The sequence below is a fragment of the Enterobacter adelaidei genome, assembly GCF_041937165.1.
In the GTDB taxonomy this organism is placed as follows: Bacteria; Pseudomonadota; Gammaproteobacteria; order Enterobacterales; family Enterobacteriaceae; genus Enterobacter; species Enterobacter adelaidei.
In genome coordinates this window covers 4,014,747-4,039,044 of sequence record NZ_CP154353.1, presented here as the reverse complement: position 1 = coordinate 4,039,044, position 24,298 = coordinate 4,014,747, and the positions used below count along the sequence as shown (strand labels likewise).

At 55.9% G+C, this 24,298-nt stretch carries 23 protein-coding genes; 6 read left to right on the top strand and 17 right to left on the bottom strand.

Annotated features, from left to right (window positions below; all coding sequences use genetic code 11):
- Positions 1 to 82 precede the first annotated feature (82 nt).
- The 10 genes from AAHF05_RS19605 to AAHF05_RS19560 all read right to left on the bottom strand — a co-directional run bounded on the left by AAHF05_RS19605 (position 83) and on the right by AAHF05_RS19560 (position 6,865).
- Complete coding sequence (locus AAHF05_RS19605; protein ID WP_028017094.1) at positions 83 to 1,069, bottom strand: glutathione S-transferase family protein; 987 nt, start codon at positions 1,067 to 1,069, stop codon at positions 83 to 85.
- 74 nt (positions 1,070 to 1,143) lie between these two features.
- Positions 1,144 to 1,536 carry a DoxX family protein gene (locus tag AAHF05_RS19600; protein ID WP_023309292.1) on the bottom strand — a complete coding sequence of 131 codons (393 nt, stop codon included), beginning with the start codon at positions 1,534 to 1,536 and terminating at the stop codon, positions 1,144 to 1,146.
- Between the two features lie 203 nt (positions 1,537 to 1,739).
- On the bottom strand, positions 1,740 to 2,036 hold the full coding sequence (locus AAHF05_RS19595; RefSeq protein ID WP_028017096.1) for a YqjK-like family protein: 297 nt from the start codon (positions 2,034 to 2,036) through the stop codon (positions 1,740 to 1,742).
- Positions 2,033 to 2,431, bottom strand: a complete 399-nt coding sequence (locus tag AAHF05_RS19590; RefSeq protein ID WP_028017097.1) for a phage holin family protein — start codon at positions 2,429 to 2,431, stop codon at positions 2,033 to 2,035. Before AAHF05_RS19590 ends, AAHF05_RS19595 begins: the two co-directional genes overlap by 4 nt.
- 2 nt (positions 2,432 to 2,433) lie before the next feature.
- On the bottom strand, positions 2,434 to 2,739 hold the full coding sequence (locus AAHF05_RS19585; protein WP_028017098.1) for a YqjD family protein: 306 nt from the start codon (positions 2,737 to 2,739) through the stop codon (positions 2,434 to 2,436).
- A gap of 29 nt (positions 2,740 to 2,768) precedes the next feature.
- Positions 2,769 to 3,137 carry a DUF1090 domain-containing protein gene (locus AAHF05_RS19580; protein WP_028017099.1) on the bottom strand — a complete coding sequence of 123 codons (369 nt, stop codon included), beginning with the start codon at positions 3,135 to 3,137 and terminating at the stop codon, positions 2,769 to 2,771.
- A gap of 143 nt (positions 3,138 to 3,280) precedes the next feature.
- A complete protein-coding gene (gene mzrA, locus AAHF05_RS19575; RefSeq protein WP_129324164.1) occupies positions 3,281 to 3,664 on the bottom strand; it encodes an EnvZ/OmpR regulon moderator MzrA in 384 nt (127 codons plus the stop codon).
- 2 nt (positions 3,665 to 3,666) lie between these two features.
- Positions 3,667 to 4,329, bottom strand: a complete 663-nt coding sequence (yqjA, locus tag AAHF05_RS19570; RefSeq protein WP_028017101.1) for a DedA family general envelope maintenance protein YqjA — start codon at positions 4,327 to 4,329, stop codon at positions 3,667 to 3,669.
- 343 nt (positions 4,330 to 4,672) lie between these two features.
- Entirely contained in the window at positions 4,673 to 5,449 is a 777-nt protein-coding gene (exuR, locus tag AAHF05_RS19565; protein ID WP_028017102.1) for a transcriptional regulator ExuR, read from the bottom strand.
- Positions 5,450 to 5,566: 117 nt separating this feature from the next.
- Positions 5,567 to 6,865, bottom strand: a complete 1,299-nt coding sequence (locus AAHF05_RS19560; RefSeq protein WP_028017103.1) for an MFS transporter — start codon at positions 6,863 to 6,865, stop codon at positions 5,567 to 5,569.
- Positions 6,866 to 7,342: 477 nt separating this feature from the next.
- Between AAHF05_RS19560 and uxaC the strand changes: the two genes are divergently transcribed.
- Entirely contained in the window at positions 7,343 to 8,755 is a 1,413-nt protein-coding gene (uxaC, locus tag AAHF05_RS19555) for a glucuronate isomerase (protein ID WP_129324163.1), read from the top strand.
- Between the two features lie 17 nt (positions 8,756 to 8,772).
- Positions 8,773 to 10,260 carry a UxaA family hydrolase gene (locus AAHF05_RS19550; RefSeq protein WP_129324162.1) on the top strand — a complete coding sequence of 496 codons (1,488 nt, stop codon included), beginning with the start codon at positions 8,773 to 8,775 and terminating at the stop codon, positions 10,258 to 10,260.
- A gap of 86 nt (positions 10,261 to 10,346) precedes the next feature.
- Here AAHF05_RS19550 and sstT read toward each other — a convergent pair whose 3' ends face one another.
- The 4 genes from sstT to AAHF05_RS19530 all read right to left on the bottom strand — a co-directional run bounded on the left by sstT (position 10,347) and on the right by AAHF05_RS19530 (position 14,589).
- Positions 10,347 to 11,588 carry a serine/threonine transporter SstT gene (gene sstT / locus AAHF05_RS19545; RefSeq protein WP_129324161.1) on the bottom strand — a complete coding sequence of 414 codons (1,242 nt, stop codon included), beginning with the start codon at positions 11,586 to 11,588 and terminating at the stop codon, positions 10,347 to 10,349.
- A gap of 210 nt (positions 11,589 to 11,798) precedes the next feature.
- Positions 11,799 to 12,764, bottom strand: a complete 966-nt coding sequence (locus AAHF05_RS19540) for a TerC family protein (RefSeq protein WP_129324160.1) — start codon at positions 12,762 to 12,764, stop codon at positions 11,799 to 11,801.
- Positions 12,765 to 13,016: 252 nt separating this feature from the next.
- Positions 13,017 to 14,015, bottom strand: a complete 999-nt coding sequence (locus tag AAHF05_RS19535) for a Gfo/Idh/MocA family protein (protein ID WP_129324159.1) — start codon at positions 14,013 to 14,015, stop codon at positions 13,017 to 13,019.
- 70 nt (positions 14,016 to 14,085) lie between these two features.
- A complete protein-coding gene (locus tag AAHF05_RS19530; RefSeq protein WP_028017109.1) occupies positions 14,086 to 14,589 on the bottom strand; it encodes a YgjP-like metallopeptidase domain-containing protein in 504 nt (167 codons plus the stop codon).
- An 82-nt stretch (positions 14,590 to 14,671) separates the two neighbouring features.
- Here AAHF05_RS19530 and rlmG point away from each other — a divergent pair, with 82 nt between their 5' ends.
- Positions 14,672 to 15,808, top strand: coding sequence for a 23S rRNA (guanine(1835)-N(2))-methyltransferase RlmG (gene rlmG, locus AAHF05_RS19525; RefSeq protein WP_028017110.1), 1,137 nt, complete (start codon positions 14,672 to 14,674; stop codon positions 15,806 to 15,808).
- Here the strand turns inward: rlmG and AAHF05_RS19520 are convergent.
- From AAHF05_RS19520 to lsrR, 3 genes are all read right to left on the bottom strand, one after another.
- Positions 15,805 to 17,826 (bottom strand): NADPH-dependent 2,4-dienoyl-CoA reductase, encoded by a 2,022-nt coding sequence (locus AAHF05_RS19520; RefSeq protein WP_129324158.1) that lies wholly within the window; start codon positions 17,824 to 17,826, stop codon positions 15,805 to 15,807. The two genes, rlmG and AAHF05_RS19520, sit on opposite strands and share 4 nt — an antisense overlap.
- Before the next feature lie 165 nt (positions 17,827 to 17,991).
- The gene (gene lsrK, locus AAHF05_RS19515; RefSeq protein WP_028017112.1) at positions 17,992 to 19,584 is read right to left on the bottom strand and encodes an autoinducer-2 kinase; all 1,593 of its coding nucleotides are present in this window, start codon (positions 19,582 to 19,584) and stop codon (positions 17,992 to 17,994) included.
- A gap of 32 nt (positions 19,585 to 19,616) precedes the next feature.
- Positions 19,617 to 20,588: a transcriptional regulator LsrR gene (lsrR, locus tag AAHF05_RS19510; protein WP_028017113.1), complete on the bottom strand. Its 972-nt coding sequence runs from the start codon at positions 20,586 to 20,588 to the stop codon at positions 19,617 to 19,619.
- A 215-nt stretch (positions 20,589 to 20,803) separates the two neighbouring features.
- Here lsrR and lsrA point away from each other — a divergent pair, with 215 nt between their 5' ends.
- From lsrA to lsrD, 3 genes are read left to right on the top strand one after another with little or no spacing between them, the layout of a single operon-like run.
- Complete coding sequence (gene lsrA / locus AAHF05_RS19505) at positions 20,804 to 22,291, top strand: autoinducer 2 ABC transporter ATP-binding protein LsrA (protein WP_128348164.1); 1,488 nt, start codon at positions 20,804 to 20,806, stop codon at positions 22,289 to 22,291.
- Entirely contained in the window at positions 22,288 to 23,319 is a 1,032-nt protein-coding gene (gene lsrC / locus AAHF05_RS19500) for an autoinducer 2 ABC transporter permease LsrC (protein WP_129324157.1), read from the top strand. Before lsrA ends, lsrC begins: the two co-directional genes overlap by 4 nt.
- A complete protein-coding gene (gene lsrD / locus AAHF05_RS19495; RefSeq protein ID WP_129324156.1) occupies positions 23,320 to 24,297 on the top strand; it encodes an autoinducer 2 ABC transporter permease LsrD in 978 nt (325 codons plus the stop codon).
- The last annotated feature ends 1 nt before the right edge of the window (position 24,298 follow it).

Sequence of the window (24,298 nt, the reverse complement as noted above, 5' to 3'; positions counted from 1 at the left end):
ATCACTTGTTTTCTAAGCGATCGAGATAAGGATAGATGGAGATTGTGAATTAAAAAAGGGCATCTATTGATGCCCCTAATATTTAGCGGAAACGGACGTCACGACCATGCGGCTCATTCAGATCCTGCCACGGGCCAATGGAGATAATGCCCGTTGGGTTGATGGTCTTATGGCTGCGGTAGTAGTGGGTGCGAATGTGGTCAAAATCGACCGTTTCGGCAATACCCGGTGTCTGGTAGATGTCACGCAGAAAACCATACAGGTTCAGGTAGTCACTGATGCGGTGCTTGTCGCATTTAAAGTGGGTGACATACACCGGATCAAAGCGCACGAGGGTAGTCCACAGACGAATATCCGCTTCCGTCAGTTGGTTGCCTGTCAGGTAGCGATGCTGACCGAGCAGTTGTTCCAGACGCGCCAGCGATTCAAACACTTTCCCGACCGCTTCGTCATACGCTTCCTGGCTGGTGGCAAAACCGGCCTTGTAGACACCGTTATTGACGTTGTCGTAAATCCAGCTGTTCAGCTCATCAATTTTCTCACGCAGTTCTACCGGGTAATAATCTCCGGCGCGAGCGCCATGGGCATCAAACGCGGTGTTGAACATGCGGATAATCTCCGCAGACTCATTGCTGACGATTGTCTGGTTTTTCTTGTCCCACAATACCGGAACGGTAACGCGCCCGGTGTAGTGCGGATCGGCACGCAGATACAGTTGGTACAGGAAATCGTGGTGATAGAGATCGTCCCCCGTTGCTGCAGGGAAATCGGCGTCAAACGTCCAGCCATTTTCCAGCATCAGCGGGTTCACCACCGAAACGGGAATTAAAGACTCAAGGCCTTTAAGCTTGCGCACAATCAGCGTGCGGTGCGCCCACGGACAGGCGAGTGAAACATAAAGATGGTAACGATCTTTCTCGGCCGCAAAACCGCCTTCGCCGCTCGGGCCTGGGGCACCATCGGCAGTCAGCCAGTTACGGAAGGCGGAAACTGAGCGCTTGAAGCGGCCTCCGGTAGATTTGGTGTCATACCAGACATCCTGCCAGATGCCGTCTACGAGTTGTCCCATTTTTTTCTCCTCCGTCAGATAGCAAAAGCGAGGAGATATCTCCTCGCTTTGTGTTCATTCAGTATAGCGTGTGCTTACCATTTCTTGTTCAGAACGCGGTCGATGCTGTATGCGCCCGGGCCAGTGACGGCCAGCAGCAGGAAGCCACCCGCGATGGTCAGGTTTTTCATGAACATCAGAGAGTTCACGCCTTCCGCAAAGTTGCTGTGGAAGATAAACGCTGTCAGCACGGTAAAGCCTGCGGTAAACAACGCGGTGGTACGGGTCAGGAAGCCGAACAGCACTGCCAGACCGCCGCCGAACTCAAGCAAAATGGTCAGTGGCAGCAGGAACCCCGGCACGCCCATGGCTTCCATATACTGCTGGGTACCCGCATAACCGGTGATTTTGCCCCAACCTGCCACGATGAACAGAATTGGCATCAGAATACGTGCGACCAGTACACCAACATCTTCTAATTTTTTCATTTTACTCTCCAGGAAACCACATGAGCGGCTGAACATTATTTGTCTGCAATTCCGCGTAGATACCGCGGCGTTGCTGTCGATGGAGAGGATAATAAACGGGGCGGGTGGTAATTGTTAGCAAGGAAAACTGTCAATCTTTTTCAAAGATATTGAGGAAGGGAGGGGGATTTTGCCGGGTGGCGCAGCGCCACCCGGCGAGAAGGCTACCGCAACTGCTGCTGGCGCAGCGTTGCTTTCACCAGACGCCAGGCGCTCCAGACTCCAAAGCCCCGACGCGTCCAGCGAATGAGCTTACTTGGGTGACGAACGCCCCAGATAGCCATAATGCTGGTGCCGACCAGCGCCCAGGAACGAACGTTCAGGAAGGTATTCCAGCCACGATCGAGCGGACGCGTTGCCTCGAGCCAGTCGCGGCGGCTGGCTGACAGATCCAGCCTCTGCTGCTGGATCTGGCTTAACAGAAACGCTTTACGTTTCTGGCGCTCGGCTTTGTCGCTCACGGCTTATCATCCTCCAGCAGGGTGCGATCGTTAGCCAGCTCCTGGCGCGTATGACGCAGGAAAGTGGATTTGCGTGCTTTACGCAGTGTCCATACCCCGCCAATCAACGCTGCCAGCAGCAGGACGACGGTGGTGGCAATCATCGCGTTAAGACGATACTGCGGGTCAATGGCCCAGATGATGAGTACCATCAGGCTCATCAGGCCGAACGCAGCGAAGAGCATGGTCAGCCCGAGCATCAGCAGCATCTGGAAGAGGTTTGCTTTCTCCTCTTCCAGCTCAACGACGGCCAGTCGGATGCGGGTTTCGGCGATGGCGACCAGCGTGGTTAAAATACGCTGGCCGATGCCGAGGACGTTTTTAGCAGGCCCTTGTGCGTGACGAGGATCTTCCATAATCAACGACGCGTGAGCAGGACACCCAGCACCACACCTACCGCGGCACCAATACCTACGCCTGTCCAGGGATTATCCCGAACATATTCATCAGCACGAGCAGCGGCTTCGCGGGTTTGCTTCGCCAGCGCGTCACCCGTTTCACCCAGACGATGGCGGCTCTCTTTCAGGGCTTGTTCCGCTTTGCTACGCAGTTTGCTCACTTCTTCCTTGGATTTATCGGCGGAGGAGTTCAGCACCTCTTCCAGAGTGTCGGCCAGGGATTTCAGTTCAGCGCGCAGATTTTCAGACGTCGTATCTTTTGACATGATTTTCTCCTGTTGAGATTTCCGTTAACTCAATAATCGCGAGCTTCCAGCGCTTTCAGGTCATCCTGCGCTTCTTTCAACTTCTTCTCGCGCTTAGCAATTTTTTCCGCATCCCCTTTCTCTTTCGCTTCCTGCAGGTCGCGACGGCGTTCGGCTATCTCGTCCTTCTGTTCAGCGATTTTTTTCTGGTGATCGGCACGTAGCTTGCTGTCTGAACAGTTCGCTTTCACTTCGCTCAGCGCTTTTTTAAGACCCTCAACACGATGGTGATTGTTATGCTTTTCGGCATAACCGATCTCACGCTGAATATCCTGTTCTTTCTCCTGGCAGAGAGCGTTTGCGAAGGATGCTGTGCTTAAAGAAAAAAGGGCCAGAGCCAGAGTCATGCGGAATTTCATTATCGAAACCTTCCATTGTGTTGCGGCGTAAGCCGCTATCCAAAGTTATGCGGAGTACATTTGAGGGGTGCTCCGCGTACTTAAGCATAGTAAGTAAACGGGGGATTCACCAAAGTGAGTGAAAAGATTCGGAATCCTGGAAATTATCCAAGCCGATGCGACGTATCACGAATCAATGATAACCAGGCTGTAGGCTGGCTGTCATCTTCCTGCTGGGCAATGATATATCCTTGCGGCAGCGTTCGGTCGAGAACCACTTTTGCGGCGGCACTTTGCGCACGGGAATCAAACGTGATCAGTAAAACATCATCCTTTGGTGTGATGCTCTTAAAGCGGATCCCGTTCGCATCCAGATGATGCCAGACAGAAAAACCGTCTGGCACACTGGCACCCTGATTGACCGGACGAATGGCCAGCGTAGACTCCTGATGTGAAAGCGCGCTCCAGACCAGAAGCATGGCACTAATAAGCACCAGGACGATCAGGGCGTATGCACAACGACGCAGGGAGAGCGCGGAGATAACCATTGTTAGCTCCTGGCTCCGTATTTTTTCTTCCACAGCACAACCAGTGAACCAATCAGACCGAAGACCAGCAGAACAACGGGCAACAGCATCAGGCACGACATCAGCTGATCTTCATACTTCATGAAGACGGGGGTTTTACCCAGCGCATAACCCAGCGTTGTCAGGATCAGAACCCATAGCAGACCGCTCATCCAGTTAAAGAACTGGAAGCGTGTGCTGCTCAATCCGGAAAGACCTGCAATGGTTGGCAACAGAGTGCGTACAAAGGCGATAAAGCGGCCAATCAGCAGCGCGGAGAGCCCGTGCTTATGGAAAAGGTGGTGCGCTCGCTGGTGATAATGGGCAGGAAGATGAGAGAGCCAGTTCTGCACGAGCCTGGTATTGCCCAGCCATCGTCCCTGGATGTAACTCACCCAGCAGCCGAGGCTTGCGGCGACGGTCAGGAGTAAAATAGTTTGTGGAAACGCCATTGCCCCTTTGGCGCACAGCACGCCGACAAGCACCAGCAAGCTGTCACCGGGTAAAAAGGCGGCAGGCAGTAAACCGTTCTCAAGGAACAGGATCATAAACAAGACGAAATAGAGCATGCCAATCATGGAAGGGTTGGCCAGCGTTTCAAAATCCTGCGCCCAGAGGGCATGCAGTAGTTGGGTCAAAAGTTCCATTCAGTGTTCCTGGAAATCGGTTAACGTCACGCCTGTTATCCGGGACAAACAGCACGGCGACATTGTAGTGATTTCATTATGGTCGCTCGCGGACACATTGCGGTGTGGCCAACACTGTTCCCTGTTAATTGGCTGGTTAGCAAGCACTAACTTACAAAATAAGGAATTGAATCCAATTGTAACAAAGCCCAACGGTCTGCGTCACAGAATTTGCGGGGTGGGATGATTTTGGCGCAAGCCCAGGAAGTGAGCGAGGGGATTTACAAAGGCTGACACTATATATGTTTTGCTTACCCACTTAAGCCAGAAGGCGCAACGAAGCGCCTGCCAGCGAAAAGGTGATCTATTTTGCGGCACTGGATGCCGTATCGAGATGAACGACGGGATTATCGGCAAAAAGATAGCGGTCAGCGTTAAATTCAAAGTCGTCGCTGGTTTCATTGAACAGCATCAGCTTCGTATTTTCCAGGTGCTGCCACATCGCCAGTTTAGCGGCATGCGGGTCTTTACGAATCAGCGCCTTAAGGATTTGATCGTGATCGTCACACCAGTTGTCGACAGTACGGGAATCGATATGGTCGTGAAGTTTCTTCCAGTACGGGTTGTGAACACGCTGAGTCCACATTTTCTCAACGATTGCCGCCAGCGCCGTATTTTGAGTTGCCAGGGCGACCTGAACGTGGAACTGCAGATCCCACTCTGAATCCCGGAAACATTTTTCCTTACGGGCATTCTCCTGGATTTCCATCAACTTCATGATGTCCTGCTTGGTCACCTGGGTCGCGGCGAATTCCGCAATATTGCTTTCGATCAGCTGGCGAGCCTGGAGCAGCTCAAACGGACCATAGCTGGCGAACTCCAGACTTTCGTCTGCGACCGGAGAGTGTTTCGGCTGATTAGAAATCACGTGAATGCCGGAGCCTTTGCGTACCTCAACGTAGCCTTCCACTTCCAGCATGATAATCGCTTCGCGGACAACGGTACGGCTCACGCTTTTTTCATCAGCAATGAAGCGCTCGGCGGGGAGTTTATCACCGACAAGATAGACACCTTGCTCGATACGATCTTTCAGCTCGGCAGCAAGTTGCTGATATAAACGACGTGGTTCGGTGATTTCCATATGCGCTCCAGGCAGGGTACGGCGGATGATTTGTTATACCACTTTTGCGTGCCAGTCTCCAGATTTCGCCATGAAAAAAGCCGCCCGAAGGCGGCTTCTTTGATGCGAGATTTTTTACTAACTTTGTGTTGCCGGATTCCCAAGGGACTCTTTCGCCAGCTCCTCGGCTGACTTACTTTTCAGCACCGTCCAGATAACCACCGCACCCATCAGGTCGAAAATAGCCAGTACGGCGAACAGCGGGCTGAAACCGATGGTATCTGCCAGCGCACCCACCACCAGTGCGAACATCGTACTTGCGGTCCAGGCTGCCATACCGGTCAGGCCGTTTGCTGTAGCGACTTCGTTACGACCGAAGACGTCAGAGGAAAGCGTAATCAGCGCACCGGACAGTGACTGGTGAGCAAAACCACCAATGCACAGCAGGGCGATAGCCACATATGGGCTGGTGAACAGACCGATCATGCCCGGGCCAATCATCAGCAGTGCACCCATGGTCACGACCATTTTACGGGAAACAATCAGGTTCACGCCAAACCAGCGCTGGAACAGCGGTGGCAGGTAACCCCCCACGATACAGCCCAGGTCAGCAAACAGCATCGGCATCCAGGCGAACATCGCGATCTCTTTCAGGTTAAAGCCGTAGACTTTGAACATGAACAGCGGGATCCACGCGTTAAAGGTCCCCCAGGCCGGTTCAGCCAGGAAACGCGGCAGGGCGATACCCCAGAACTGACGGGTGCCCAGGATCTGCCAGACAGACATTTTTTTGCCGTTGTTGGTCTGATGCTGCGCTTCCTGACCACCAATAATGTAGTCACGCTCTTCTTCAGACAGTTTTTTCTGATCGCGCGGATGCTTATAGAAAACCAGCCACGCCATTGCCCAGGCAAAACTCAGCACGCCAGAGATGATGAACGCCATTTGCCAGCTGTGCATCACGATAGCCCACACCACCAGCGGTGGCGCAATCATCGCACCGATGGACGAGCCCACGTTGAAGTAACCGACTGCAATGGAACGCTCTTTCGCCGGGAACCACTCGGAGCTGGCTTTCAGCCCAGCGGGGATCATCGCGGCTTCTGCCGCACCGACCGCACCACGCGCTACTGCCAAACCGCCCCAACTGCCAGCCAGCGCGGTTGCACCGCAGAACACCGCCCAGGCGATAGCGAAGAAGGCATAACCGATTTTGGTACCGAGAATATCCAGCACATAGCCAGCAACAGGCTGCATGATGGTATAAGCCGCGGAATAGGCGGCAATGATGTAGGAGTATTGCTGCGTGGAGATATGCAGCTCTTCCATCAACGTTGGCGCTGCAGCTGCCACGGTGTTACGCGTCAGGTAGCCCAGCACGGTGCCTAACGTCACCAGTGCGATCATATACCAACGTAACCCTTTAATTTTACGCATCTAAAACCTCATCGTTATGTTATTTCCGCGCCAGAGCACGGCAACGTCTCAACCGTTTCCGGGAGCAGTTGTGTAACGGGAGGGGCGTAGCCGGGAGAATGTCCCGGAACGGCCCGAACCTTGCCATAAGTAAGCGTGCATAAGTCGGTATCCGTACCGTTAAACCCGATGCCTCTCACATCGGTAATGCATTCCGTCGGCTGAGTGTTTGCGACGGCGAAAAAGATAACTTGTCATACAACTTCAAAAGGTGAGTGACATCACAAATGTATGATTCTTTGTAGGGACATTATCTGTTGCGTGCAAAGCTAGTTCTGGCGCGGCCTGGAGAAGGGTTTACTCCATATAGGGTAATTTATTTGTTGACGTTTATTGATCTCACTCACGAAAAAAGCTTCGGTTGATGGAAATTGGTGTGATAACTTTGCAGCATATGAACATACGCTTTCTGACGCTCCCGTTACGAGGAAGACGATAATGACGCCGTTTATGACCGAAGATTTTCTGTTAGATACCGAATTTGCCCGCCGCCTGTACCACGACTACGCAAAAGACCAGCCAATTTTCGACTACCACTGCCATTTGCCCCCGCAGCAGGTTGCCGAAAATTACCGTTTCAAAAATCTGTATGACATCTGGCTGAAAGGTGACCACTACAAATGGCGCGCGATGCGTACCAATGGTGTGGCTGAACGTCTGTGTACTGGCGATGCGACTGACCGTGAGAAGTTTGACGCATGGGCAGCGACGGTTCCGCATACCATCGGCAACCCGCTATATCACTGGACGCACCTTGAACTGCGTCGTCCATTTGGCATTACGGGTAAGCTGCTTTCCCCGACAACGGCGGATGAAATCTGGAATCAGTGCAACGCGCTGCTGGCGCAGGAGCAATTTTCTGCGCGCGGTATCATGAAGCAGATGAACGTGAAGATGGTGGGTACGACCGACGATCCGATTGACTCCCTGGAGCACCACGCCGCGATCGCCAAAGACACTGCGTTTGATATCAAAGTGCTGCCAAGCTGGCGTCCGGATAAAGCCTTCAACATCGAGCAGGCCACCTTCACCGACTACATGGCGAAGCTGGCGGAAGTCTCTGATACCGACATTCGTCGTTTCGCAGACCTGCAAACCGCGCTGACCAAACGTCTGGACCACTTTGCCGCGCACGGCTGTAAAGTCTCTGACCACGCGCTGGACGTCGTGCTGTTTGCGGAATCAAACGAAGCCGAGCTGGATAGCATCCTGGCACGTCGCTTGTCTGGTGAATCTCTGAACGAGCACGAAGTCGCTCAGTTCAAAACGGCGGTACTGGTATTCCTCGGCGCAGAATATGCCCGTCGCGGCTGGGTACAGCAGTACCACATTGGTGCACTGCGTAATAATAACCAGCGCCAGTTCAAGCTGCTGGGCGCGGATGTGGGCTTCGACTCCATCAACGATCGTCCGCTGGCAGAAGAGCTATCTAAATTGCTGAGCAAGCAGAACGAACAAAACCTGCTGCCAAAAACCATTCTCTACTGCCTGAACCCGCGCGATAACGAAGTGTTGGGCACCATGGTCGGCAACTTCCAGGGGGAAGGGATGCCGGGCAAGATGCAGTTCGGCTCCGGCTGGTGGTTCAACGACCAGAAAGACGGCATGGAGCGTCAGATGACGCAGCTGGCGCAGCTTGGCCTGTTAAGCCGCTTTGTTGGCATGCTGACCGACAGCCGCAGCTTCCTCTCCTATACCCGTCATGAATATTTCCGCCGCATTCTGTGCCAGATGATTGGTCGCTGGGTTCACGCAGGCGAAGCGCCGGCAGATATCCAGTTGCTGGGTGAAATGGTGAGAAACATCTGCTTTAACAATGCGCGTGACTACTTCGCCATTGAACTGAACTAAGGCTGTTTGAGGTTGATATGCAATACATCAAAATCCATTCGCTGGATAACGTTGCCGTAGCGCTGGCAGATCTGACCGAGGGGACGAAAGTCACTTTTGATAATCAGTCGGTCACGTTACGCCAGGCCATTGGACGCGGACATAAATTTGCCCTGACCCCCATTGCTAAAGGGGAGAACGTGGTGAAATATGGTTTGCCGATTGGCCATGCGCTCGTGGATATTGTGCCGGGTGAATACATTCATTCTCACAATACCCGTACTAATCTGAGCGATCTGGACGAGTACAGCTATCAACCTGATTTACCCGCGAAAGAGAGTCAGGCGGCGGATCGTGAAGTGCAGATCTACCGTCGCACCAGTGGTGAAGTGGGGATCCGCAATGAGCTGTGGATCCTCCCTACCGTCGGTTGCGTGAATGGGATTGCACGTCAAATTCAGACCCGCTTTCTGAAAGAGACCAATAATGCTGAAGGCACCGATGGCGTACATCTGTTCAGCCATACTTACGGCTGCTCACAGCTCGGCGACGACCATATCAACACGCGCACCATGCTGCAAAATATGGTGCGCCATCCGAATGCCGGTGCGGTGCTGGTGATCGGTCTGGGGTGCGAAAACAATCAGGTCGATGCCTTCCGTGAGACGCTGGGCGTGTTTGACCCTGAGCGCGTACATTTTATGGTATGCCAGCACCAGGATGACGAAGTGGAAGCGGGTATTGAGCAACTCCACCAGCTGTATGAGGTGATGCGCCACGACAAACGCGAGCCGGGCAAGTTGAGCGAGCTGAAGTTTGGTCTGGAGTGCGGCGGGTCTGATGGCCTGTCCGGTATCACCGCTAATCCGATGCTAGGCCGCTTCTCTGATTACGTGATCGCCAACGGCGGCACGACGGTACTGACCGAAGTGCCGGAAATGTTCGGCGCGGAACGTATTTTGATGGGCCACTGCCGCGACGAAGAGACGTTTGAAAAAACCGTCACCATGGTGAATGACTTTAAACAGTACTTCATCGCCCACAATCAGCCGATTTATGAGAACCCGTCGCCGGGTAACAAAGCGGGTGGTATCACCACGCTGGAAGAAAAATCTCTCGGCTGCACCCAGAAAGCGGGGGCCAGCCAGGTGGTGGACGTTCTGCGTTACGGTGAGCGGCTGAAAACGCACGGCCTGAACCTGCTGAGTGCACCGGGTAACGATGCCGTGGCAACCAGTGCGCTGGCCGGGGCTGGCTGTCATATGGTGCTGTTCAGTACGGGTCGAGGTACGCCATACGGTGGTTTTGTGCCAACAGTGAAAATCGCCACCAACAGCGAGCTGGCGGCAAAGAAAAAGCACTGGATCGACTTTGATGCCGGTCAGCTCATTCACGGCAAAGCGATGTCGTCATTGCTGACGGAGTTTGTGGATACTATCGTAGAATTTGCCAACGGCAAGCAGACCTGCAACGAGAAGAATGATTTCCGCGAGCTGGCGATCTTTAAGAGTGGTGTGACGCTGTAAGTGTATTGTCGGGTGGCGCTAACGCTTACCCGACCTACTGAACCTTGTAGGCCCGGTAAGGCGTAGCCGCCACCGGGCTTTTCTTTTTAGCTGCGCAGGGCGTTCTTCGCTAAACGCGCGTCTTCCGCCTGACATGCCGCTGCGGTGAACAGCACGTCGGTAGAGGAGTTCAGCGCGGTTTCGCAGGAGTCCTGCAGCACGCCGATAATAAAGCCGACGGCCACAACCTGCATGGCAATCTCATTAGGGATACCGAACATATTACAGGCCAGCGGGATCAACAGCAGTGAACCGCCCGCCACGCCGGATGCGCCACAGGCACACAGCGACGCCACCACGCTCAACAGCAGTGCGGTTGGCAGATCCACCGGAATACCCAGCGTATTAACCGCCGCCAGCGTCAGGACGGTGATAGTGATGGCCGCACCCGCCATGTTCACGGTGGCACCCAGTGGGATTGATACGGAATAGGTATCGCGATCCAGGTTCAGTTTTTCCGCCAGCGCCATGTTCACCGGGATATTCGCTGCCGAACTACGGGTGAAGAAGGCGTAGACGCCGCTTTCACGCAGACAGGTCAGTACCAGCGGATACGGGTTGCGGCGGATCTGCCAGAACACCAGCAGCGGGTTGATCACCAGTGCCACCAGCAGCATACAGCCAACCAGAACGACCAGCAGCTGCGCGTAGCCCCACAGCGCGTCAAAACCGGTGGTTGCGAGCGTGGAGGAGACCAGACCGAAGATCCCGATTGGCGCAAAACGAATCACCAGTTTCACCATGAAGGTCACGGCGTTGGACATATCGTTGACCAGATTTTTGGTGGTGTCGTTACCGTGACGCAGCGCAAAGCCCAGACCAATCGCCCAGACCAGGATGCCGATGTAGTTTCCGCTCATCAGCGCCGTGATTGGGTTGGATACCATGCTCATCAGCAGACCGCGCAGCACTTCCACAATCCCGGATGGCGGTGTGATATCGCCAGCGGCGCTGGTCAGATGCAGCGTGGACGGGAAGAGGAAGCTAAACACAACGGCTGTTAATGCAGCAGAGAAGGTACCCAGAAGATACAGGAACAGAATAGGGCGAATGTTGGTTTTTTGTCCGTGCTGATGGTTGGCAATCGACGCCATAACCAGCATCAGAACCAGTACCGGCGCGACGGCTTTCAGTGCGCCAACGAAAAGCGTACCAAGTAATCCAGTTGCTTCTGCTGCAGGCTTTGACACCATCGCCAGCAGAATACCCAGTACCAGTCCTATCAGAATTTGTTTTACAAGACTGCCCTGCGCCAGGCGCGCAAAAAGCCCAGTTGATTGTGTGCTCATACATTATTCCTGAGTGAAATTGTGTTCCATCCTGGATGTGCTCTAAGTCACATTTATGTCCAGATGTAAATAAATGTTTGCCTGGTTGAGTATAGGGAAACCGCATCTGGAGGGAAGCGTAAAATGCTGGATTTTACGTGTTGCGTCATGTTTTTTAACTATTAGTTAACGAGAGTGCCCGGTAAGCGCAGCGCTACCGGGCAAAACACACTAAACCTGCTGCTTTCTATCGTGCTGGCGGTTAACCCAGGTATTGATAATCAGCGTCACGATCAGAATGCCAAACACCACGCCGAGCGAAATGGCGATCGGGATATGGTAGAAATCGACAATCAGCATCTTGATACCGATAAATACCAGGATCACCGACAGGCCGTACTTCAGCATTGAGAAGCGCTCCGCCGCGCCCGCGAGCAGGAAGTACATGGCACGCAGGCCAAGAATGGCGAACAGGTTAGAGGTCAGAACGATAAACGGGTCAGTGGTCACGGCGAAGATAGCCGGGATACTGTCTACCGCGAAAATCACGTCACTCAGCTCCACCAGAATCAGCACCAGCAGCAGCGGGGTGGCAAACAGCAGGCCGTTCTTACGTACAAAGAAATGCTCGCTCTCGATCTTGTCGGTCATGCGCAGATGGCCACGGATCCACTTCACCAGCGGGCGATCGCCAATCGCTGAGCCATCTTCTTTTGCCAGCGCCATTTTGACCCCGGTGAACAGCAGGAACGCACCGAAGACATACAGCAGCCATTCAAACTGCGTAATCAGCCAGCTACCGGCGAAGATCATGATGGTACGCAGAACGATCGCGCCCAGCACGCCGTAGACCAGCACGCGGCGCTGCAGGGCTGCAGGCACGGCAAAGTAGCTGAACAGCATCAGCCAGACGAAGACGTTATCAACCGCCAGGGCTTTTTCAATCAGATAACCGGTGAGGAAGGCGAGTGCCTGTGGGTCGGCCACCGCGCGGCCTTCAGTCGAGGCCAGATACCACCAGAAGGCAGCACAGAAGAGCAGGGAGAGGGTAACCCACACCAGCGACCAGACGGCGGCCTGTTTCATGGTCATGCCGTGTTCGCCACGACGCCCCTGCAAAAAGAGGTCGATCGCCAGCATGATGAGCACGATAACCGCGAATCCGCCCCACAACATTGGAGTGCCGACAGAATGCATACTATTTTCCTTACACATAAAAAAACAAAAACGGCTATGGTCAGAAGACGATAGCCGTTAGCTTTTTATGCATAGACCTCGCCTTCCGGCAAGGTCTCACTTACAACCACGAGGGTTGCCCGGCGACCGGATGCGGTATTGCACGCATCGTAATGACGATCCACCGGCAAGGAAGTTACTCCCCTTTGCGGGTAACAAAATATGTCAGACCATCGGTTTCGTCAATGGTTGACAGGGTTTCATTACACAGCTTTACGCGATAGCTTCTGCGCTCACGTCATCTGCCGGGAAGACCACGCCAGTCTGACGGCGGATCTCCGTTTGCAGTTTCGCCGTGGTGCGACTGACCGCGAGTCCAGGGTGGTTCACTTCGTTGTCTTCGACCAGACGGGCAAAGACCTCTGCCTCATAGAGCATAGTGTTAATATGCTGAGGCTGCGTCAGCTCTTGCGCTTTACCGCCGCGCGGGACAAAGCTCAGCTTCTGACACTCAGAAATTTTTTCGATAACCAGCGATCCCGCTTCACCCTGAATTTCACTTGGCAGCACAGAATCACTCACTTTTGAATGTTGCAGCGTGACGCTGAAATCCCCGTAATCCAGCGTCACTACGCCGTGCGCATCTACGCCGCTTTCCAGCAGGCTGGCTTGTGCACTGACGCTGTGTGGCTCGCCCCACAGTGCCACGGCGGAAGCCAGGCAGTAGAAACCGATATCCATAATCGAGCCGTTAGAGAAGGCCGGGTTGAAGGTGTTCGGGTTCTCGCCGTCGAGGTAACGCTGATAGCGAGATGAGTACTGGCAGTAGTTAATAAAGGCTTTACGCACTTTGCCAATTTTCGGCAGGGACTGCTGCAACAGCAGGAAGTTCGGCAGGCTGGCGGTTTTGAACGCTTCGAACAGCACCACCTGGTTTTCGCGGGAAAGCGCAATGGCGGCTTCCACTTCCTGAATATTCGAGGCCAGCGGCTTCTCGCAAATCACATGCTTTTTATGGCTGAGGAACAGCCTGGTTTGCGGGAAGTGCAGGGAGTTCGGGCTGGCAATATAGACCGCGTCAATGGCATCGCTTTGCGCCATCTCGTCGAGCGAGGTGAACAGATGTTCGACCAGGTAATCGTTCGCGAAGGTCTGCGCCTGCTCGAGGCTGCGGGAATAGACTGCGGTGAGTTTATATTTGCCGGTTTCGTGGGCGGCGTCGACGAACTGGCGTGTGATCCAGTTCGTTCCAATGACTGCGAAACGTATCATAAACGTTTACGTACTCCGTAGCTGGGAACCTTTAGCCACTGTAGCACGTCATCATGACAATTCGCGTGCGCTACTGCGCATTACCCTTTAACGATAAATGCGTAAGCCACAAACGGGTATCAAACTCCAGCTGATGGTACTGCGGCTCCATGTGGCAGCACAGGGAATAGAAGGCTTTGTCGTGCTCTTTCTCTTTCAGATGCGCCAGTTCGTGCACCACGATCATCCGCAGGAACGCTTCTGGTGCGTTACGAAATACGGTCGCAACCCGGATCTCCGCTTTGGCTTTCAGCTTGCCGCCCTGCACGCGGGAGATGGCGGTATGCAGACCAAGCGCGTTTTTCAGCACGTGGATCTTGTTGTCGTACATTACCTTGTTGATCGGCGGCGCGCTCTTCAGATACCGGCTTTTCAGATCCTGCGTATACTGCCAGAGGGCTTTGTCGGTCGTGAAATCGTGGGTCCCGGGGTAGCGTTTTTCCAGCACCGCGCCCAGCTTCTGCCCGGCAATCAGGCTGCGAACCTGAGAAAGTAAATGCTCCGGGTAGCCCTGGAGATAAGTAAGTTGGTTCATCAACGCCCCAAATCGACAATAAAACGGTATACTCACGCACCCTTTTCAGGGATACGCCAAATTTTACCATTCAGGAGGGCCGATGAGCCACTTAGACAACGGTTTCCGTTCACTCAACCTTAAACGTTTCCCGGAAACGGACGACGTTAACCCACTTCAGGCGTGGGAAGCGGCGGATGAATATCTGCTGCAGCAGTTGGATGACACTGAAATCAGCGGCCCGGTTTTGATCCTGAATGATGCGTTTGGCGCGCTGGGCTGTGCGCTGGCGGAGCACACGCCATACAGCATCGGCGATTCCTACTTAAGCGAGCTGGCGACGCGTGAAAACCTGCGCCATAACGACATCGAAGAATCCAGCGTGAAGTTTCTCGACAGCACGGCGGAGTACCCGCAGGCGCCTGGCGTGGTGCTGATTAAAGTACCCAAAACCATGGCGTTGCTTGAGCAACAACTGCGTGCGCTGCGTAAAGTCGTCACCCCAGAAACCCGCATCATTGCAGGGGCCAAAGCGCGTGATATTCACACCTCGACGCTGGAGCTGTTCGAGAAAGTGCTCGGCCCAACCACCACCACGCTGGCGTGGAAAAAAGCGCGTCTGATCAACTGTACCTTCAGTGCACCGGAGCTGGCTGATGCGCCAGAGACGCTGAGCTGGAAGCTGGAAGGAACCGACTGGACTATCCACAACCACGCGAACGTCTTCTCCCGCACCGGTCTGGATATCGGGGCGCGTTTCTTTATCGAACATCTGCCGGAAAATCTGGAAGGCGAAATTGTAGACCTGGGCTGCGGTAACGGCGTAATTGGCCTGACGCTGCTGGCGAAAAACCCGCAAGCCAGCGTGGTGTTCAGCGATGAATCGCCAATGGCGGTGGCTTCCAGTCGTCTGAACGTAGAAACCAACATGCCAGAGGCGCTGGATCGCTGCGAGTTTATGATCAACAACGCGCTGTCGGGTGTGGAGCCTTTCCGCTTCAATGCCGTTCTGTGTAACCCGCCGTTCCACCAGAAGCACGCCCTGACGGATAACGTCGCCTGGGAGATGTTCCACCACGCGCGCCGTTGCCTGAAAATTAACGGCGAGCTGTACATCGTAGCGAACCGCCATCTGGACTACTTCCACAAGCTGAAGAAAATTTTCGGTAACTGCACCACGATTGCCACCAACAACAAATTCGTGGTGCTGAAATCCGTGAAGCTGGGTCGTCGTCGCTAAATCTTCAGTGCCAGCTGGGTGCCCTGCGCAATTGCGCGCCGCGCATCCAGCTCCATCGCCACATCACATCCACCAATCAAATGCACCGTTTTGCCCGCTTCACGCAGCGGATCGGCCAGATCGCGCTTCGGTTCCTGCCCGGCACATAAAATCACATGATCAACCTGCAGCAGCTGCGGTTCACCGCCGATCAGCACGTGCAGCCCCTCATCGTCGATCTTCTGATAACTGACCGCCGGGATCATCTTCACGCCGCGAGAGAGCAGGGTGGCGCGATGGATCCAGCCGGTGGTTTTGCCCAGTCCTTCGCCTGGTTTGCTGGCTTTACGCTGCAACATCACGATCTGACGCGGGCTTTTGGGGAGTTGCTGCCCTTCAGGGCGTAACCCACCGGACTGATTCAGGCTGGTGTCGATGCCCCATTCCACGCAAAACTCGGCAATATTCTGGCTGGTTGCTTCTCCCGGCTGGCTTAAATACATCGCGGTATCAAAACCGATCCCGCCGCAGCCGATAATCGCTACCTTTTCGCCGACCGGTACTTTGTCACGCAATACATCCAGGTAGCTCAACACTTTCGGATGATCGACGCCCTCGATCGCCGGTGTACGCGGGGCGATCCCGCTCGCCAGGATCACTTCGTCAAAATCCACCAGATCGTCTGCCTTCACAAACTGGTTAAGACGCAGATCGACCCCTGTGAGTTCGATCATCCGGCGGTAGTAGCGCAGAGTTTCATAGAACTCCTCTTTGCCGGGGATCTGTTTGGCGATATTAAATTGTCCGCCGATCTCCGTTGCGGCATCAAACAGCGTCACGCTATGTCCCCGTGAGGCGGCATTCACCGCGAATGCCAGCCCTGCCGGACCCGCGCCGACCACGGCGAGGCGTTTTTGGTTGACCACCGGTACGACGGGCATTTTGGTTTCGTGGCAGGCGCGCGGGTTGACGAGACAAGAGGTGACTTTGCCGACGAAGATCTGATCCAGACACGCCTGGTTACAGCCGATGCAGGTGTTGATCTCATCCGCGTGGCCGCTCTGCGCTTTGGATAGCAGTTCGGCATCGGCCAGGAACGGACGTGCCATCGACACCATATCGGCATCGCCGCGTGAAATAACATCGTCCGCCACCTGCGGATCGTTAATACGGTTGGTGGTCACCAGCGGAATAGAGACTTTGCCTTTCAGCTTGCGCGTCACCCAGCTGAACGCCGCGCGCGGTACCGGCGTGGCGATGGTCGGAATGCGGGCTTCGTGCCAGCCGATGCCGGTGTTAATGATGGTTGCACCTGCGGCTTCAATTGCCTGTGCCAGTTGCACGGTTTCGTCTAATGTTCCACCGCCCTCCACCAGATCGAGCATCGACAGGCGGAAGACGATAATAAAATCAGCACCCGCACGTTTACGCACGGCGCGCACCACTTCCACCGCAAAGCGCATGCGGCGGGCATAATCGCCACCCCATTCGTCGTCACGGTGGTTAGTGCGGGCGGCGAGGAATTCGTTAATCAGGTAGCCTTCTGAACCCATCACCTCGACGCCATCGTAGCCCGCTTCACGTGCCAGCGCGGCGCAGCGGGCAAAGTCATCGATCAGCGCCAGGATCTCGTCGTGGCTGAGGGCATGCGGTTTGAAGCGGTTAATGGGAGCCTGAATCGCCGAGGGGGCGACCAGATTCGGTTGATAGCTGTAGCGGCCGGTATGCAGGATTTGCAGGGCGATTTTCCCGCCTTCATTGTGCACCGCATCGGTCACAATGCGGTGGTGAGGCAGCTGTGACACATCGTTCAACACCGCACCGCCCTCCATGCCGACGCCGGAAGGCGCAGGCGCGACGCCACCAGTAACAATCAGCGCCACCCCGTGCCGGGCACGCTCGGCGTAGAAGGCCGCGAGACGTTCAGCCCCGTCCGGATGCTCCTCCAGACCGGTGTGCATAGAGCCCATTAACACGCGGTTTTTGAGCGTTGTGAACCCCAGATCAAGGGGGGCGAATAGCGACGGGTAGCGGCTCATAGTGTCTTCCAGTGTAAAATTATTGTTATGTGGTCGGATGAGTTACTAATTTAGCCAGCGTCAGCAGAAAGGTAAAAACGGGATCGAATGATTGTGATAGAACTCAAAGAACTTCCCCGGTGGCGCTGCGCTTACCGGGGCTACAAAACTTAATCACCTTCTCCCTCAGGGAGAGGGCCGGGGTGAGGGGGAGCGCACCAGCCCCGGAGCCTGCCACATCGACGTCGTCAGCCCGCTGTCCACCAGCCCAAGCTGGTCGGCATACACCGCCTGCCACTTCTGCATCATGCCGTCGTACAAGTCGCGGTGTTCCGGGTTCGGCGTAAACTCCCGGCTCCACTTCACCAGCCGCTCGCCCGTTGAGGCCATATCTGCAAACAGTCCCGCCCCCGTTCCGGCCGCAATCGCACAGCCCAGTGCCGTGGCCTCTTTCACTTCCGGAACGCGTACCGGCAGCCCGGTGACGTCGCTTAAAATCTGGCTCCACAAGGCACCTTTCGCTCCCCCACCGGCGAAGACGAGGCTCTCAAACGTCACGCCGGAAAAACGCGAAATCTGTGCCAGATTGCAGGCCGAAACAATTGCGGCGTTCTCTTCCAGCGCACGGAACAGCGTCGCCTTGTTGCACTTTTCCGGGTCGATAGAGAGGTTAATAAACGACGGCGCAGCGTGATACCACTGCTTAAAATGCATGGCATCGGAGAAGATCGGCATCACCCCATGTGAGCCCGCAGGCACGCGGCTGGCCATCTCTTCCAGCAGGGTGTAGGTATCCATGCCCATCCGCTCGGCAATCAGTTTTTCCTCTGCGCAGAAGGCATCACGGAACCAGCGCATAGTAAGCCCGGTGAAGAAGCTGATTGACTCCGCCTGAACCATGCCAGGAATAACGTGTGGGTTTACGCGGATATTCATCTCAGGATCGGTTCGTACCTGCGGAAGGTTGACCACCTGTTGCCAGAACGTCCCGCCTAACACTGCCGTTTGCCCGGCGCGCACCACGCCCAGCCCCAGACACCCAAGCTGCACGTCACCACCGCCCATCACCACCGGCGTCCCTTCGCGCAGACCGCTCTGCTGTGCGGCGGCTTTGGCGATCGTGCCCAGCACGGTGCCGGTTTCTTTTACCGGGGAGAGGATATCGGCGCGCAGCCCGGCCATGTCCAGCAGTGCGGGTCGCCAGTCACGGGAGAACAGATCCAACATGCCGGTCGTGCCCGCGTTCGACGGATCTACCGCTAGCTCGCCGGAGAGCTTCGCCGCCAGCCAGTCGCTGATCATGGTGATGGTCGCCGCTTTGCGGTAGATATCCGGACGATGGTGCGCCAGCCACAGCAGGCGCGGCATGGCGCTCAGGGCCAGGGTCTGGCCGGAGACGTCATACACTTCGGATTCAAAACGGTCGTCGTGGATCTCTTTGAGTTCAGCCACCTCGCGGCTGGCGCGGGCGTCGACATTAGCGCAGGCCCAGATGGCTTCGCCGTTGCGATCATACAGAACTATTCCCTCGCGCATGGAGCAGCAGGCAACGGACTGAATATCCGCCGCGCTCAGTCGCGCGCGCTCCAGCGCCTGGCGAATGCACTGGCAGGTGAGCTGCCAGTTGGTGGCGAGGTCAAATTCCATCGAGCCCGGCACGTTCTCCACGCTCAGGTGTTTCCACTCGGCCTGGCCGACGGCAATCTGGTTGCCCTGCAAATCAAAAATAACGGCGCGAACGCTGCCTGTCCCTGCATCTAACGCTAAAAGGTAACTCATGAGCTTGCCTCGTGTCAGGCGCAGGGCTGCTCTTATCCGGCCAGAGCCAGCACCGCGCGGGCTGTCGTCTCTTCCGTCACCAGGCCATTGATACGGCGACCTTTCAGTGCGGCATAAATCGCATCGGCTTTCTCTTCACCTCCGGCCACGCCAACGATGGTGGGCAACTGCGCCAGTTCATCGAGCGTGACGCCCAGTAATTCTTTATGGATCTCCAGCTCCTCGACGCATTCCCCTTCGGCATTCAGGAAGTAACCGAGAATGTCCCCCACCGCGCCTTTGCGGGCATACATCAGCTGTTCGCCTTCGCTGATATAGCCAGAGCGCAAGATCGTCGCGTCACGGCGCTGGTTCACGGAACCAATCCCCACCACTGCGACATCAGCCGCCTTCGCGGCGAGGATCACGTCCCGCACGCTGGTTTCGCGTTTTAAGATCCCGGCAACAGAAGCGGATGAAACGCGAAGCGGGGCAGGGATCATACTGACGCTACAGGCCGCATCGAGCTGGCCGATGCCGGTCATATACGGCCCGACACCACCGGAGAGCGTCACCAGACGGATCTGCTGCGAGCTAATAAAACCGCTTAAGTGCTGCAGGCTGCTCATGGTGGTTTCACCAAATCCCACCGCTAAAAGCTGTCCGGGTTCCAGCACGCCCATCAGCGACTGCGCGGCACCAATGCCCAGTCGGACGTTCATTGGCGGCGTATTCAGGGCAGGCATCACGCGCACCAGCTTGAGCCCAAAACGCTGCTGCAATTCGGTTTCCAGCGCCAGACAGCCCTCATAACGAGAGTTGATCTGCACGCGTATCACTCCGGACTGGCGGCCCTTTTCCAGCAGGCGCGAGATCTTCAGACGCGGCAATCCGAGCCGTTCGCCAATATCGTTCTGGGTCAATCCATCGTGGTAGTAACACCACGCCACGCGAGCCACCAGCTCCTCTTCCGCCAGCGCCAGCCCGGCAAACCGACCTTCTTCCGCAGTGCGTTTATCGCTCATAATTGAACTCTTATAAAAATTTAGATCATATGTTCGTGATGACGCGGGTGGAAAGTGTGAGCCGCGCGGCAAAACGGATCTTTTAGTTTGTTTCGGGTTTATCTGGATCTTAATCAATAAAACTGTGATCCCTGCACGGTTGTAAATATAGTTCACCGTCTACGCTTTTGAACATTATTAAATCTAAAAATCATTTGTTCAATGGCGGGGCGATGATGACCTTACTTCTCGAAGCGCGTGATATCTGCAAGCAATTCTCCGGCGTGCCGGTCTTAAAAGGCATTGATTTCACGCTGTTTGCGGGTCAGGTGCATGCGCTGATGGGCGGTAATGGCGCGGGGAAATCGACGCTGATGAAGATCATTGCCGGGGTGGAGACGCCGGACAGTGGTGAACTTTCGGTATCCGGACAGCCATTTGCGCGGCTTACCCCAGCGCAGGCACACAAGCTCGGCATTTATCTGGTGCCGCAGGAGCCATTGCTGTTTCCCAACCTGACGGTGCGGGAAAACATCCTTTTTCGCCTGCCGCGTGAACGCGATCTGGATAAACGCCTGGCGGAGAAACTTCGCCAGTTGCAGTGCCAGCTTAATCTGGATGCCACTGCCAGCACCCTGGAGGTGGCGGATCAACAGATGGTGGAGATCCTCCGCGGGCTGATGCGCAACGCGACGATCCTGATCCTCGACGAACCCACGGCTTCCCTCACGCCCGGCGAAACCGAGCGGTTGTTCCGGCAGATCCGCGCCCTGCAGGATCTCGGCGTTGGCATTGTCTTTATCTCGCATAAATTGCCGGAAATCCGCACGCTTTCGAGTCACGTCTCGGTAATGCGCGACGGCGCGGTGGTACTCAGCGGCGAAACCGCGCAGTTTGACGATAGCGCCCTGATCGCCGCCATGACGCCGGTGAGCCGGGAAAAAGGCTTAAGCGATGCACAAAAACTGTGGCTGGCGCTGCCGGGCAACCGCCGCACCCAGCCGCAGGATTTCCCGGTGTTGCGCGTGGAAGATCTCACCGGGGAAGGTTTTATCGATCTGAATCTGGATATTTACGCAGGCGAGATCGTCGGTCTTGCCGGGCTGGTGGGGTCCGGACGCACCGAGCTAGCCGAAACCCTATACGGCTTGCGTCCTGTGCGCGGCGGCCGCGTCTGGCTCGAAAATCAGGAGATCACCGACGATCCGGTATTTTCACGGCTCGATAAAGGCCTGGTCTATCTGCCGGAAGATCGGCAGGTTTCCGGCTTATTTCTGGATGCGCCTGTCCGCTGGAACACCGTGGCGCTGAACGAACCTTCCCTCTGGCAGCAGCGCAAGCGGGAATCTGCGGTGGTGGAGCGTTACCACCGGGCGCTGGGGATCAAGCTTAACCATGCGGAGCAAACCGTGCGCACACTCTCCGGTGGCAACCAGCAGAAGGTGCTGCTGGCGCGCTGTCTGGAGGCCAATCCGTTACTGCTGATTGTTGATGAGCCGACGCGCGGCGTGGACGTTTCGGCACGCGCCGATATCTATCAACTGCTCAAAAGCGTGGCGGCACAGAACGTGGCGGTACTGATGATCTCAAGCGATCTCGATGAGTTTCCCGGGCTTGCTGACCGGGTGCTGGTGATGCACCAGGGCGTACTCAGCGGCGAATTGCCGCGCCACGCCGTCAGCCTCGACAGAATGATGGCGCTGGCGTTTGGAGGGCAATCATGAAGACCTTACTGAAAAACCGCGAGCTGAGCGCCTTTCTGGCAATCCTCGCCCTGTTTGCTGTGCTGGTGGCGCTCAACCCTGCATATTTCAGCCTGCAGACGCTGGGGATGATCTTCGCCAGTTCGCAAATTCTGATCCTGCTGGCACTCGGTGCCGCGCTGGTGATGCTGACCCGCAATATTGATGTCTCTGTGGGTTCGACCGTCGGGCTGTCTGCCATTGCCGTGGGCGTGGCGCTTAACAGCGGCTACACCTTGTCGGTATCCATGCTTTTTGCGTTATCGGTTGGGGCGCTGGCGGGGGCATTCAACGGTTTTCTGGTCGTGGGCCTGCGCATCCCGGCGATTGTCGCCACGCTCGGTACGCTGGGATTGTATCGCGGGGCGATGCTGCTCTGGACGGGCGGAAAGTGGATTGAAGGGCTGCCGCCGCAGCTGAAATCCCTCTCTGAACCTGCCGCCTTCGGTCTATCACCGCTTGGCATGGTGGTGCTGTTTTTAGCCGCGGTAGGGGCGTGGACGCTGTCGCGCACCGCCTTTGGTCGTGATTTTTATGCCGTTGGCGATAACCTGGCAGCCGCGCGCCAGTTGGGTGTGGCGGTGAATCGCACGCGGATGATCGCCTTCACGCTGAATGGCATGCTGGCGGCCTGCGCCGGGATTGTCTTTGCCGCGCAGATCGGTTTTGTGCCGAACCAGACCGGAAGCGGGCTGGAGATGAAAGCTATCGCCGCCTGCGTGCTCGGCGGTATTTCGCTTTTGGGTGGCACGGGCACGCTAATTGGCGCGTTACTTGGCGCCTTCTTCCTGACGCAAATCGACACCGTGCTGGTGTTGTTTAAGCTCCCGGCCTGGTGGAACGACTTTATTGCCGGGCTGGTGCTACTTGGCGTGCTGGTGCTCGATGGACGTCTGCGCCAGTCGCTGGCGCGCCATCAGCGGGCGCTGAAGTACAGCCGTTTCCAGCCGGGAAACAAAGGGGGAAAGCACGTCACCCCGTTTCCGAAACGCAAAAAAGAGGTGGCGTAAATGAAGCTTAACTGGGAAAGCACGCTGCTGATTTTACTGGTGCTGGAGATCCTGCTTTTTGGTGCCATCAACCCGCGTATGCTGGATATCAATATGTTGCTGTTCAGCACCAGCGATTTCATCTGCATTGGCATTGTGGCACTGCCGCTGACGCTGGTGATTATCAGCGGCGGGATCGATATCTCCCTCGGATCGACCATTGGCCTGTGCGCCATCGCGCTGGGAGTGATGATGCAGTCGGGGTGGCCGATGGCGGTGGCAATTCCGCTGACCTTACTGCTCGGCCTGCTGTGCGGTTTATTCAACGCCGCGCTTATCCACTACACCGGCATTAGCCCACTGGTGATCACTCTCGGCACGCTCTACCTCTACGGCGGTGGGGCGCTGCTGCTCTCCGGTATGGCGGGGGCGACGGGCTATGAGGGCATCGGTGGCTTCCCGGACAGCTTTACCGCATTCGCTAACCTCACACTTCTCGGCTTACCGGTTCCGCTGGTGCTCTTCGCGGCGATCACCGTTTTCTTCTGGCTGATTACCCATCGCGGGCGCTTTGGCCGTCATCTGTTTCTGATTGGGCAAAACCCACGCGCAGCGCGCTATGCGGCGCTGTCGGTCAACGGCATGCCGTACGCGCTGTATGGTCTGGTCGGGGTTGCCTCGGCGATTGCCGCGTTGGTGATGGTCTCCTATTTCGGTTCCGCGCGCTCGGATTTAGGACGCGATTTACTGATGCCTGCGCTGACTGCCGCTGTACTTGGCGGGGCCAATATCTACGGCGGTTCAGGTTCGGTAATCGGTACAGCACTGGCGGCGCTGCTGGTGGGGTATCTGCAACAGGGTTTACAGATGGTCGGCATCCCCAACCAGGTGTCGAGCGCGCTGTCAGGGGCGCTGTTGGTTGTGGTGGTGATGGGACGTTCGTTGAGTCTGCACCGTGAATGGGTGCGATCTCTCTTCACAAAACTACCCGGAGCGTAAG